We start from the raw sequence: 12,149 nt of genomic DNA on the forward strand, positions 1-12,149 counted from the left end.
CCTCGACCCGAGATGGATCATGCCAGCGGGCACCGACAGTTTCGGCGGCCACCGTGCGGGTAGCCGGTCAGCACCGGGGAAACCGCACAGGAAGCACCACGGAGGTCCACACCATGCCACGCCCCAGCCCGGAAGACCACGGCCTGAAGACCCTGCCGGCGACCGACGCGCTGCGCGTGCTCACCGGGGTCGCGCTGCCGACGGTCGCCGGTGGCGTGATCAAGCGACTGCCACCGGCGATGAAGCTCGCGGACAGGCTCCGCGTGGACGAGAGCGCCGACCGCGTGCTGCGCCGCCTGCGCGACCGCCACGGCGACGGACCGCTGCTGATCAAGGCGGGCAAACGCACCTTCGCCCTGCCGCTCTCCTCGGCCGACGCCGGACGCGTGCTCGCCGGCGCGCCCTCCCCGTTTTCCCCGGCGAACCTGGAGAAGAGGGCGGCGCTGTCGCACTTCCAGCCCCACGGTGTGCTGATCTCGCAGGGGCCCGAGCGCGGTGAACGCCGCCAGTTCAACGAGAACGTGCTGGAAACCGGCGAACCACTGCACCACCTCGCGCCCGCGGTGGCCGCGAAGGTGCGGGAGGAAGCGAACCGGTTGCTGGAACTGGCCGAGGTCGGCGGCAGGCTGGACTGGGACGCGTTCAACGCGGCGTGGTGGCGGATCGTGCGCCGGGTGACGCTCGGCGACGCGGCCCGCGACGACCACCGCACCACGGATCTGCTCGCGGGCCTGCGGATGCGCGCGAACCTCGCCTACGGCATGAAGAAGAACAAGGCCGCCCGTGAGGAACTCGGGCACCGGCTCCGCGCGCACGTCGCCCGCGGGGAGAAGGACTGCCTGGCCGGGGTGGTCGCGCAGGCACCGACCGGGCCGGAAACCGATCCGCTCGGCCAGATCCCGCACTGGCTGTTCGCCTTCGACGCCGCCGGGATCACCTCGTACCGCGCGCTGGCGCTGCTCGCCACGCATCCGGCCGAACGCGCGAAAGCGCTCCAGGACGAGGGACCGCTGTTCCCCTACCTCCGCGCCTGCGAGCTGGAATCGGTGCGGTTGTGGCCGACCACGCCGATGATCCTGCGTGACTCCACAGAGGACACCGACTGGCCGGGTGGCACGCTGCCGTCCGGGAGCACCGTGCTGGTCTTCGCGCCGTTCTTCCACCGCGACGAGGAGGAACTGCCGTTCGCGAACCGGTTCACCCCGGAGATCTGGCTGGACGGCCGGGCCCGGGAGCACCCGGCGCTGGTGCCGTTCAGCGCCGGGCCCGCCGAATGCCCCGGCCGGAACCTGGTGCTGCTGGTGACCAGCACCCTGCTCTCGGCCTTGCTGGAACAGGCCGAGTTCACCGCGCTCACCACGCTCGAACCGGGCCGCCTGCCGTCCACTTTCGACAACTTCGGCCTCGAATTCGACGTCACAGCACCGCGACAGCGGCCTTGAGATCGGCGACGAAGGCCGCGTAGGCCTCATCGCGTTCGCGGGAGCGCAGGATCGACGAGGGGTGCACGGTGGCCACGGCTCGGGCGTCTCGGGCCTTACTGCCACCGGGCAGGTCCAGGACTTCCCCTCGGCGTTCGGTGATGCGGAAATCCGGTCCGAAGACCGCCTGCGCGGCGGTCGCGCCGAGCAGGATCACCAGATCGGGGTTCACCGCGTCGAGTTCCGCGTCGAGCCACGGGCGGCAGGCGACGATCTCGGTGCGCCCCGGCTTCTTGTGGATGCGACGAGAGCCCCGGTCGTCGCGGCGGAACTTGAAGTGCTTGACGGCGTTGGTGACGTACACGCCGTCGCGCTCGATCCCGCTCTCCTCCAGCGCGCGGTCGAGCAGGCGGCCGGCCGGGCCGACGAACGGTTCACCGCGCCGGTCCTCCTGGTCACCGGGCTGCTCACCGATCATCATCGTCCGCGCCCGGCGCGTGCCCTCCCCGAAGACGGTTTGCGTGGCGTCCCGGTAGAGGTCACAACCCCGGCACCCGGCGGCCGCCTCGCGGAGGCGGGCCAGGTCCTTGGTCTCGGGCACGAAATCGGCCGCCGTAGTCGCCATCGAACGGGATTACCCGGGTGGCGACCGGGGAAACCTCAGCGCTGGAGGAACCCGCGGATCTGCTCGGCGACCGGTTCCGGCGCCATCCAGAACGCCGAATGGTCGTGCCCCTCCAGGGTCAGCACGGTGACGTCCGGCAGCACCGACGCCAGCGCGTGCGCGCCCTTGCGGATGAACTCTTCGCCGTTGCTCCCGACGGACACCGCGACCGGCGCCTCGATCGACCAGCGGTCGGCGGGCAGCGGCTTGCCGTCCTGCAGGCCGCGGAGGATGCGGGCGTCGTAGGCGTAGGTGTGGGCGTACTTGGCCATCTCGTCCCACGACGGGTCCTGCTTCATCGCCGGGATGTACTCGGCGGGCACCCGGATCATCCGGGTCATGAAGTACTCGACGGCCTCACCGCGCTTGCCGTCCGCGATCAGCGCGTCCAGGTGCTCGACGTAGTCCGCCGGCGCCGGCGGCCGGGAGTCGTCCACGATGAACGACGGCTCGTAGAGGTAGATCCCGGTCACCTTGTCCCCGAGGGCGCTGGCCGCGTCGAGGGTCAGGCCACTGCCACCGGAACCGCTGGTCAGCGCCGCCGAACCGCCCAGCACCTCGACCAGCGCGGCGATGTCCTCGATCTCGCGAGCCGGGTCGTAGGGCTGCGGGTCACCGCTGGCACCGCGGCCGCGGCGGTCGAAGGTGAGCACGGTGAAGTGCGCGGACAGCGCCTCGGCCAGCCCGGCGACGCCGGAGCGGTCCTCGGCGACGTTGCTGACCACGATGATCGCGGGACCGGAACCGGCCGTCTCGTAGGCGATCGTGGTGCCGTCGGCGGAGGTGAGCGTGGACATGGTGGTTCCTCTTTCGTTCGAAGGGTTTTCGAGCAGGCCGGCCAGGCGGTCGAGCGCCTCGGCGTAGCCTTCGGCCATCTGGAGTTCGACGGCCCGCTGCAACGCGGCGCCGTCCGGGAAGGTGGCGGACACCTCGACGGTGCAGCCGGTGCCGTCGGTGGCGAAGGCGACCGTGGTCGGGAAGGTCCCGGTGCCGTCGGCCGTCCACGCCTCATCGGCAAAGGTGTCCTCATAGGACAGTTCGGCACGGGGCACGACGGTCCCGTACGTGGCGAGGATGCGGACCGGGCCCGCCGATCCGTCCAACGGCGCCAGCTGGAACCGCCAGCGACCGCCCGGCCGCACGTCCATCTCGTGCACGGTCGCGGCCCAGCCCTCCGGCCCCCACCACTGGCTGATGGCGTCGGCGTCGGTCCACGCCCACCAGACCTTGTCGATCCCGGCGCGGTAGGCGCGGGTGATGACGACCGTGTTGCGCGACCGGTCGATCGCGATGCCGTCCGGCATGGTTCAGACTCCCTGCTGCTTGGTTTCGTCATCGAGGAAGGCACCGAGGCGGTCCAGGCGCGCCGACCACAGCCCGGCGAAGCCGGCCGCCCAGTCGCTCAGCTCACGCATCGCGTCCGGGCGCAGGTGGTAGATCCGCTGCTGGGCCTTCTTGGTCGCCTCGACCACGCCCGCCTCGGCGAGCAGGCGCAGGTGCCGGGACACCTGCGGCTGGCCGAGGCCCAGCGCGTCGACGATCTCGCCCACCGACCGCGGGCCGTCCCCGAGCAACTCGACGATCCGGAACCGGTTGGGCTCCGAGATCACCGTCAGGCGTTGCTGCACGTTGTTGACCACGCCATGAACATACACGGCGGCATATATACACGCAAGTAGATGTTCTAGCCTTCGGGCGACTTGCTGGCGTCGGCCAGCTTCTCCGACGGGGTGGGCGGCTCGGTCTTGCGGCGGAACGGGGACACGTGCGTCTCCTCCCGCCAGCGCGCCGACATGTGCGGGTAGTGCAGCTCGAACGCCGGGCGCTCCGACCGGATGCGCGGCAGCTCGGTGAAGTTGTGCCGCGGCGGCGGGCAGGTGGTGGCCCATTCCAGCGAGTTCCCGAAGCCCCACGGGTCGTCGACCTCGACGCGTTCGCCGTAGCGGTAGCTGCGCACCACGTTCCACAGGAACGGCAGCACCGAGAGCCCCAGCAGGAACGCGCCCACCGTGGACACCATGTTCAGCGCCACGAACCCGTCGCTGACCAGGTAGTCGGCGTAGCGCCGCGGCATGCCCTCGTCACCGAGCCAGTGCTGCACGAGGAAGGTGGTGTGGAAACCGAGGAACGTGGTCCAGAAGTGCAGCTTGCCCAGCGGTTCGTCGAGCATCCGGCCGGTGATCTTGGGGAACCAGAAGTAGATCCCGGCGAAGGTGGCGAACACGATGGTGCCGAACAGCACGTAGTGGAAGTGCGCGACGACGAAGTACGAGTCGGTGATGTGGAAGTTCAGCGGCGGCGAGGCGAGCAGCACCCCGGTCAGCCCGCCGAGCAGGAAGGTGACCATGAACCCGAGCGCCCACAGCATCGGCGTCTCGAAGCTCAGCGTGCCCTTCCACATGGTGCCGATCCAGTTGAAGAACTTGATCCCGGTGGGCACCGCGATCATGAAGGTGAGGAAGGCGAAGAACGGCAGCACCACCGCGCCGGTGGCGTACATGTGGTGCGCCCACACCGCGAACGACAACGCGGTGATGCCGACCGTGGCCCACACCATCAGCTTGTAGCCGAACAGCGGTTTCCGGCTGAACACCGGCACGATCTCGGTGATGATGCCGAAGTACGGCAGCGCCACGATGTAGACCTCGGGATGGCCGAAGAACCAGAACAGGTGCTGCCACAGGATCACCCCGCCGTTGGCCGGGTCGAACGCGTGCGCGCCCAGGTGCCGGTCGATGAGCAGGGCGAACAGCGCCGCGGTCAGGATCGGGAAGGCGGCCAGCACCAGGATCGAGGTGAACAGGATGTTCCAGGTGAAGATCGGCATCCGCCACATGGTCATGCCCGGGCCGCGCAGGCAGACCACCGTGGTGGTCATGTTGACCGCGCCGAGAATGGTGCCGAGGCCGGACACGATCAGCCCGGAGATCCACAGGTCGCTGCCGATGCCGGGCGAGTGGATGGCGCTGGACAGCGGCGTGTAGGCGGTCCAGCCGAAGTCGGCGGCGCCGCCCGGGGTGAAGAACGAGGACAGCACGATCAGGCCGCCGAACAGGTAGAGCCAGTAGGCGAACGCGTTCAGCCGCGGGAAGGCCACGTCCGGCGAGCCGATCTGCAGCGGCAGGATGAAGTTGGCGAAGCCGAACACGTTCGGTGTGGCGTAGAGCAGCAGCATGATCGTGCCGTGCATGGTGAACAGCTGGTTGTACTGCTCCTGGGAGAGGAACTGCAGGCCCGGGTAGCCGAGTTCGCCGCGCATCAGCAGTGCCATCAGCCCGCCGACCACGAAGAAGCCGAACGAGGTGACCAGGTAGAGGATGCCGATCTGCTTGTGGTCGGTGGTGCGCAACAGGTTCAGCAGCATCGCGCCCTTGGCCCCGGCGTGCCGCGGCCGGTGCTCCACCGGACGGGGCTTGAGCACTTCCCTCAACGCGGCCACGACGTCACCTCCACGCGGACGCGGATACCCGGCCGGGGACTGGTTCACGCACGCTCGGGCGGGTACTCGCGCTCTATGACGGCTAATCCCGAAACCGAAGGCCCGCCGATCGTCACCGGCGGGGATCCAGATCACCCGACGATACTCGTCTTCGATCCGGACGGACTCGCCAAACACGGTGAGCTTCCGGCGACTTGGCGTCCGCTGAGCGAACACCGCCGGATCGTGTGGTGCCGCGTCCCGTCCGACGGCGCGCTCACCGAGGGTGCCGAACTGCTGGCCGACGGGGGTCTCACCGGGCCGCTGCACGTGGTGGCCGGCGGGGAGGCGGTGTCACCGGTGCTGAGGCTGCTCGACGAGCACCCCGTCGCGGTCACGCTGTTGCTGGTGAAACCGCCGCCGGGCGCGGACGGCGAGGGCGAGGTGGTCGTGCACGGCGACGGCGGGCCGTTGCCGCTGGGTCATCCGGACGTGGTGGCCGCGGTCGAACGCAGCCTGCGCTAGACCGCGAACTGCTCGAAGGTCTTCTTCGCCGGGAGCAGGACCCCGGCCAGGCCGATGGTCAGGTTCAACCCCTCGCCGGAGACGAGGTCGCGTTCGAGCGCGTTCATCGCCTCACGGCCTTCTTCGACGAGCGGCGAGAGTTTCTCGCCCTCGGCTCTGGCTCGGCTCAGCCGCGCGGTCACTTCGAGCAGGGCGGCGAGCCGTTCGCGCACTTCCTCGCTCGGGTAGCGGTAGGCGTCGTCGTCGCGCACGGCGTGGTCGAGCGCCTCGGTGAGTTCGCGGACGTGCGGCCAGGCGGCCCGCAGCAACACCATCAGGTCGTGCCAGCGGGCCGCGTTCGCGACCTTGCCGCCCGACCCCGACCGCGCGTTGAACCGCACGCTTTCGGTCCCCCAGCCGCTGGCCTCCTCGGCCCGGCGGAGCAGTTGCTCGGTGTTGCGCGCCCTGGCCACCCAGGACGGCGTGGAGCGCGGAACCGACGACTCCCGCAGCGTCGCGGCGATGTCGCACAACACGTCGGCGAGTTCGGCGGCGAGCGCCTTCGTGGCCGCCTCGGTGCCGCGCGTGTACACCGGCGGGAAGACCAGCGCGTTGATCGCCACCCCGATGGCCGCGCCGAGCACGGTCTCGCCAACGCGGTCCAGCATCAGCATCGAGTCGTCCGCCGATCCGTAGCTGACCAGCAGCAACGCCGTCACGCCGACCCAGACCCCGCTCGCGCCGAACCCCCGCCACCGGCCGACCAGCAACCCGACCAGCACCACCAGCCCCAGCGCCACCGTCTGCCACGGCAGCACCTGGATCGCCAGCGCCGCCAGCACCACGCCCAGCACCACCGCCCCGACCTGCTGCAACGCCGAGAACAACGAGCGGTAGACGGTGGCTTCGACCAGGAACACGGCCGCGTACGGGGCGAGGAACGGCTGCGGCAGGCCCCACCACTCGGCGGCGATCAACCAGGCGAGGACCGCCGCGACGGCGGCCTTGGCCGCCTGGAGCACCGCGGTCCGGCGCCAGTGCTCAGCCACTCGGCACCGCGGCGCTTTCCACGCAGTAGACCGCGTACGCGGACTGGATGATCGGCTGGGCGACGTTGCGCACCCGCACCCCGCCCGGGGTCACGCCCTGCTCGCAGCCGTAGTGCGCGTGCCCGTGCACGGCCAGGTCGACGCCGTTCGCGTCGATCGCCTCGCCGAGTTGGTAGGCACCGAGGAACGGGTGGATTTCCGGGGGCTCGCCGCGCAGCGTGCCCGGGATCGGCGCGTAGTGCGTCAGCGCCACCTTCACGTCGGTGCGCAGTTCCGCGAGCGAGGCGTCCAGCCGATCGGCCAGTTCCACCGAATGCCGGACGAAGTTCTTCATCTCCGGTTCGCCGAACGCGCTCGCGCACTTGCCGGCGAACCCGCCGCCGAAGCCCTTGATCCCGGCCACGCCCAACGTTTCCTCGCCGATCTCCAGCGTGGCGTGCTCGCCTTCGAGCACGGTGATCCCGTGCTCCCGCAGCAGATCGGTGATCTCGTCCTCGGCGTCGCCGTGGTAGTCGTGGTTGCCCAGCACGGAGAGCACGGGCACCGGCAGATCGGCGAACTCGTCGGCGACCACCTCGGCCTCGTCGACCGTGCCGTGCCGGGTCAGGTCGCCGGCCAGCAGCAGCACGTCGGCGTGCTCGCCGACCTGTTCCAGCGCGGGCCGGAGCCGGCCACGCGCGTCTTCGCCGAGGTGCACGTCCCCGATGGCCGCGATCCGGATCACCGCAGTTCCTCCCTCGAAGCCGGTTCACCCACCGCCGAGACCCGCAGATCGTTGTGCACCCGCAGGTTCGGGGCGTGCTCGTGCACCACCTGCTCCAGTTCGGCGCGGCGCGCCTCGCAGGCGACCTCGCCGGACAGGTGCACGTGGTCGGCGCGGATGTCCACCCGCACGCCGAGTTCGGTGGTCCGCTCGTCCTCGGCGAGCGCCCGGCGCAACCGGGCCGCCGAGTACTGCGGCACATCTTCGGTGTTCATTCCGCCTCCACTACGTCCAGTTCCCGCAGCAGCACGAGAAAGGCCCGCGCGTACGGGGAATCCCTGGTCCCCTCGGCCACCAGCGCCCAGTCGACCTGCTCCCGCAGTTCCCTGGCGATCTGCAGCAGGTCGGTGAAATCGCACCGGTGCGGTCCGAGCACGAGCAGCTTGTCGGTCATCAGGTCGGTCCCGGTGACCACCGGCGCCATGGTCGCGCCGATGCGCATCGGCTCGGCGCGGTCGAGGGTCTCGTCGGTGACCTCGCGGTGGTTGGGCCGGAAGATCAGGTCGACCAGGATGTCCCCGTCGTAGACCTTGGTCAGCCAGTCCTCGGGCGGGTCGACCGGGATCATGCCCGCCTCCGCCAGCACCCGGCTGGCCTTCTCCGCGTCGGACTCCTTGAGCAGGACGTCAACGTCGTGGTCGGACGGTGGCCCGCCCCGCGCGTACGCCGCGAAGCCGCCGGCCACCGCGAATCGGATGCCTTGGTGCGTCAACGTGTTCGCCACCCTCGTGAGGGTGTCGAGCAGGTCCTTGTCCGCCGCGGTCACGCTCACCGGCTACCCGTTCGGCGCGAGGTCAACCCTGGTCGCGTTTGCGCTGCTCCGGTCCGGGTAACCGATTGGCGCCCCCGAGGGAAGGCCGAACCGTTGCCCGACGACACCACGCCGGCGCGGTACCGCCGCGCCTGCGACTACCTGGCCGCCGCGATGATCTACCTGCGGGACAACGTGCTCCTGCGCGAACCGCTGCGGCCCGAGCACCTGAAACCCCGGCAGCTGGGCCACTGGGGCACCTGCCCCGGGCTCAACCTCGTCTACAGTGGACTGAACCGGCTGGTCCGCGAGACCGGCAGGCGGACCCTGCTGGTCACCGGGCCCGGCCACGGCGCGCCGGCGAACCACGCGAACCTCTGGCTCGAAGGCACGCACGCCGAATACGACGAACGCCTGAGCCGCGACGGGAGCGGGCTGGCCGAGCTGGTGCGCCGGTTCTCCTGGCCGGGCGGCTTCCCGAGCCACCTCTCCCCCGACGTGCCGGGGGTCATCCACGAGGGCGGCGAGCTGGGGTACGCGCTGGCGACCGCGTTCGGGGCGGCGCTGGACGATCCCGGGCTGCTCGTCGCCTGCGTGGTCGGGGACGGCGAGGCGGAGACCGGGCCGACCGCGGGTTCCTGGCAGGGCGTCAAGTTCCGCACGCCGGGCGTGGACGGCGCGGTGTTGCCGATCCTGCACCTCAACGGGTACAAGATCGCGTCGCCGACGGTCTACGGCACGATGTCGGACGAGGAGCTGACGGACTACTTCCGTGGCTGCGGCTGGTCGCCCCTGATCGTCGACACCACCGAGGCGGCCGATCCGGACCAGGCCCTCGCCGACGCGCTCGACCGGGCGTACGCCGGGCTGGCGGACGAACGGCCGCCGATGATCGTGCTGCGCAACGCCAAGGGCGCGGGCGCACCCGGCGAGGACGCCGACGGCAAACCGCTCGCCGGGACGTTCCGCGCGCACCAGGTCCCGCTGACCAGCGCCGCCGACGACCCGCGTGAACTCGCGCTGCTGGAGGAATGGCTGCGCTCGTACCGGCCCGAAGAGCTGTTCGACGAGCACGGCCGCCCGGCCGACGACCTGCTCGCCCTGCCACCCGAGGGCGACCTGCGGCTCGGCCGGGTCCCCCAGGCCAACGGCGGCCTGCTGCGCGAACCGCTCCCGCTGCCCGACTTGACGCGGTTCGCCGAGCCCGTCGAGCAACCGGGCGGCAGCGAAGCGGGGGCGACCGGCGTGCTCGGGGTCTGGCTGGCCGAACTCATGCGGGCCACCGAGAACCGCCGCGACTTCCGCATCACCTGCCCGGATGAACTGGAGTCCAACAAGCTCGGCGCGGTGCTGGAGGTGACCCCGCGCGCGTTCGCCCGCGAGGTGCCGGGCTACGCCGAGCACCTCGGGCGCGGCGGGCGCGTGATGGAGGTGCTGTCCGAGCACCTGTGCCAGGGCTGGCTGCAGGGCTACCTGCTGACCGGGCGGCACGGCCTGCTCGCCAGCTACGAGGCGTTCGCCTCCATTGTGGACGGAATGGTGAACCAGTACGCCAAGTTCCTCAAGCTGTCCGGGGAGGTGGGCTGGCGGGCGCCGGTGCCCAGCCTGAACTACCTGCTCAGCAGCGATGGCTGGCGCCAGGAGCACAACGGCTACAGCCACCAGGGCCCCGGGTTCCTGAACTCCATGCTGAACAAGAAGTCCTCGGTGGCGCGGATCTACCTGCCGCCGGACGCCAACACGCTGCTGGTCACCATGGCGCGCTGCCTGGACACCACCGACCTGATCAACGTGGTGGTGGCGGGCAAGCAGAGCGCGCCGGTGTGGCTGGGCCTGGACGAGGCCCGCGCGCACTGCCGGGCGGGCGCCGGCGTGTGGGACTGGGCGGGCACCGAGCGCGGCGGCGCGGGCAGGCCTGGCGAGCGGGCCACCGCGGGCGCGCGCGAGGCCAGCCGCCCGGACGTGGTGCTGGCCTGCGCCGGGACCACCCCGACGACCGAGGTGCTCGCCGCCGCGTGGCTGCTCCGGCGGTCGGCGCCCGAGCTGCGGGTGCGCGTGGTCAACGTGGTCGACCTGCTCGCGCTCGCGCCGAGGGAACGCCATTCGCACGGCATGACCGACGAGGAGTTCGCCGCCTGCTTCGCCGAGGACGTGCCGGTGGTGTTCGGCTTCCACGGGTATCCCTCGGCGGTGCACCAGGTGCTGCACGGGCGCACCCGGCCCAACCGGTTCCACGTGCACGGCTACCTCGAAGAGGGCACCACCACGACGCCGCTCGACCTGCTGGCGCGCAACCGGATGAGCCGCTACGACCTGGCCGCGGCCGCGCTCTCACACGCCGAGGGCTGGGGTTCGCGGGGTGGTGACCTCGCCGACGCGCTGGTCCGCGAGCGCGACGAACTGCTGCACCGGGCCTACACCGATGGCGATGACCCGGCCGAATTCACCCAGTGGAGGTGGTCGTGATGCTGGTGCTGACCGTCAACCCCGGCTCGTCGAGCCTGCGGGCCCACCTGGTCGACACCACGGACAACCGCGTGGTCGACGCCGCCGAGATCGAGCACCCCGCTGATTCCGACGAAGCACGCCGGGAACTGCGCGACCTGCTCGGCCGGACCCCGACGGGCGCGATCACCGCGGTCGGGCACCGGCTGGTGCACGGTGGTCAGACGATCACCGAGCCGGTGGCCGTCGACAACGAACTGTGCGACCAGGTGCGCGAGCTGACCTCGCTCGCGCCGCTGCACGTGCCGAACACCGTGGCCCTGCTGGACTTCCTGCGCGAGGAGATCCCGGAACGCCCGCACGTGCTCTGCCCGGACACCGCGTTCCACAATGGACTCCCCGAAGCGGCGAGCACGTACGCGCTGCCGCGGCAGTGGCGGGAGCAGTGGGGTCTGCGGCGGTACGGGTTCCACGGGCTTTCGTTCGCGTGGGCCCTGGGCCGGGCGGCCGAACTGCTCGGGAAACCCGCCGCGGAGCTGAACCTGCTGATCGCGCACCTGAGCGGCGGCTCGTCGGTCTGCGCGGTGCGCGGCGGGCGCAGTGTCGACACGTCGATGGGCTTCACGCCGCTGGAGGGCCTGGTGATGGCCAAGCGCGCGGGCACGGTCGACCCGGGCCTGCTGGTGTGGTTGCTGCGGGAGAAGAAGCTGAGCGTCGACGAGCTGGAACGCGGGCTGCAGAAGGAATCCGGCCTGCTCGGGCTCTCCGGCGGGTTCTCCGAGGACACCCGCGACCTGGTCCCCGCCGCTCGCGAGGGGGACGACCGTGCGGCCTTGGCGTTGAACGTGTTCGCGCACCGGGCACGCCGCGAGCTGGCCGGGGTGGCGGCGAGCCTCGACCGGATCGACGGGCTGGTGCTGACCGGGGACATCGGCTGGGACCAGCCGGAACTCGCCGAGGACATCGCCGCCGGGCTGGGCATCCTCGGGTTCCGGGGCGACCTGGACACCGCACGCGATGAGGACGCCGTGCTCAGCCGTTCCGGGGTTCCGGTGCTGACCGTGCGATCCCGGGAAGAACTGCAGCTGGCCATGGAAACGGCGCGCGCCGCCCAGCCAAGCCGAGCGTGAACGA

12 protein-coding genes are annotated in these 12,149 nt (G+C 70.9%); 4 read left to right on the top strand and 8 right to left on the bottom strand.

From position 1 onward, the window contains the following. Positions 1–113: 113 nt before the first annotated feature. The gene (locus JYK18_RS41230; RefSeq protein WP_206809357.1) at positions 114–1,442 is read left to right on the top strand and encodes a cytochrome P450; all 1,329 of its coding nucleotides are present in this window, start codon (positions 114–116) and stop codon (positions 1,440–1,442) included. On the opposite strand, the gene JYK18_RS41235 is transcribed toward JYK18_RS41230, so the two are convergent. Genes JYK18_RS41235 through ctaD form a run of 4 tightly spaced genes read right to left on the bottom strand, consistent with a single transcriptional unit; the run spans position 1,417 to position 5,449 of the window. After that, positions 1,417–2,046 (bottom strand): UdgX family uracil-DNA binding protein, encoded by a 630-nt coding sequence (locus JYK18_RS41235; RefSeq protein WP_206809358.1) that lies wholly within the window; start codon positions 2,044–2,046, stop codon positions 1,417–1,419. The two genes, JYK18_RS41230 and JYK18_RS41235, sit on opposite strands and share 26 nt — an antisense overlap. A gap of 35 nt (positions 2,047–2,081) precedes the next feature. Beyond that, a complete protein-coding gene (locus tag JYK18_RS41240) occupies positions 2,082–3,389 on the bottom strand; it encodes an alpha/beta fold hydrolase (RefSeq protein ID WP_206809359.1) in 1,308 nt (435 codons plus the stop codon). A 3-nt stretch (positions 3,390–3,392) separates the two neighbouring features. Next, on the bottom strand, positions 3,393–3,725 hold the full coding sequence (locus JYK18_RS41245; protein WP_307796295.1) for a metalloregulator ArsR/SmtB family transcription factor: 333 nt from the start codon (positions 3,723–3,725) through the stop codon (positions 3,393–3,395). Between the two features lie 44 nt (positions 3,726–3,769). After that, the gene (gene ctaD, locus JYK18_RS41250) at positions 3,770–5,449 is read right to left on the bottom strand and encodes a cytochrome c oxidase subunit I (RefSeq protein ID WP_206810012.1); all 1,680 of its coding nucleotides are present in this window, start codon (positions 5,447–5,449) and stop codon (positions 3,770–3,772) included. A 150-nt stretch (positions 5,450–5,599) separates the two neighbouring features. On the opposite strand from ctaD, the gene JYK18_RS41255 reads away from it, so the two are divergent. Continuing rightward, a complete protein-coding gene (locus JYK18_RS41255; RefSeq protein WP_206809360.1) occupies positions 5,600–6,028 on the top strand; it encodes a hypothetical protein in 429 nt (142 codons plus the stop codon). On the opposite strand, the gene JYK18_RS41260 is transcribed toward JYK18_RS41255, so the two are convergent. The 4 genes from JYK18_RS41260 to JYK18_RS41275 are packed head-to-tail and all read right to left on the bottom strand — an operon-like array spanning position 6,025 to position 8,591. After that, on the bottom strand, positions 6,025–7,056 hold the full coding sequence (locus JYK18_RS41260; protein WP_206809361.1) for an FUSC family protein: 1,032 nt from the start codon (positions 7,054–7,056) through the stop codon (positions 6,025–6,027). The two genes, JYK18_RS41255 and JYK18_RS41260, sit on opposite strands and share 4 nt — an antisense overlap. After that, the gene (locus tag JYK18_RS41265) at positions 7,049–7,780 is read right to left on the bottom strand and encodes a metallophosphoesterase (protein WP_206809362.1); all 732 of its coding nucleotides are present in this window, start codon (positions 7,778–7,780) and stop codon (positions 7,049–7,051) included. The genes JYK18_RS41260 and JYK18_RS41265 overlap by 8 nt, the downstream gene beginning before the upstream one ends. After that, a complete protein-coding gene (locus JYK18_RS41270) occupies positions 7,777–8,034 on the bottom strand; it encodes a BON domain-containing protein (RefSeq protein ID WP_206809364.1) in 258 nt (85 codons plus the stop codon). Before JYK18_RS41270 ends, JYK18_RS41265 begins: the two co-directional genes overlap by 4 nt. Continuing rightward, a complete protein-coding gene (locus JYK18_RS41275; RefSeq protein WP_374195102.1) occupies positions 8,031–8,591 on the bottom strand; it encodes a nucleotidyltransferase family protein in 561 nt (186 codons plus the stop codon). The genes JYK18_RS41270 and JYK18_RS41275 overlap by 4 nt, the downstream gene beginning before the upstream one ends. Positions 8,592–8,684: 93 nt before the next feature. Between JYK18_RS41275 and JYK18_RS41280 the strand changes: the two genes are divergently transcribed. After that, the gene (locus tag JYK18_RS41280; protein ID WP_242584002.1) at positions 8,685–11,036 is read left to right on the top strand and encodes a phosphoketolase family protein; all 2,352 of its coding nucleotides are present in this window, start codon (positions 8,685–8,687) and stop codon (positions 11,034–11,036) included. Next, positions 11,036–12,145 (top strand): acetate/propionate family kinase, encoded by a 1,110-nt coding sequence (locus JYK18_RS41285; protein ID WP_206809365.1) that lies wholly within the window; start codon positions 11,036–11,038, stop codon positions 12,143–12,145. Before JYK18_RS41280 ends, JYK18_RS41285 begins: the two co-directional genes overlap by 1 nt. Positions 12,146–12,149: the final 4 nt, after the last annotated feature.

It is taken from the genome of Amycolatopsis sp. 195334CR (assembly GCF_017309385.1).
GTDB lineage: Bacteria > Actinomycetota > Actinomycetes > Mycobacteriales > Pseudonocardiaceae > Amycolatopsis.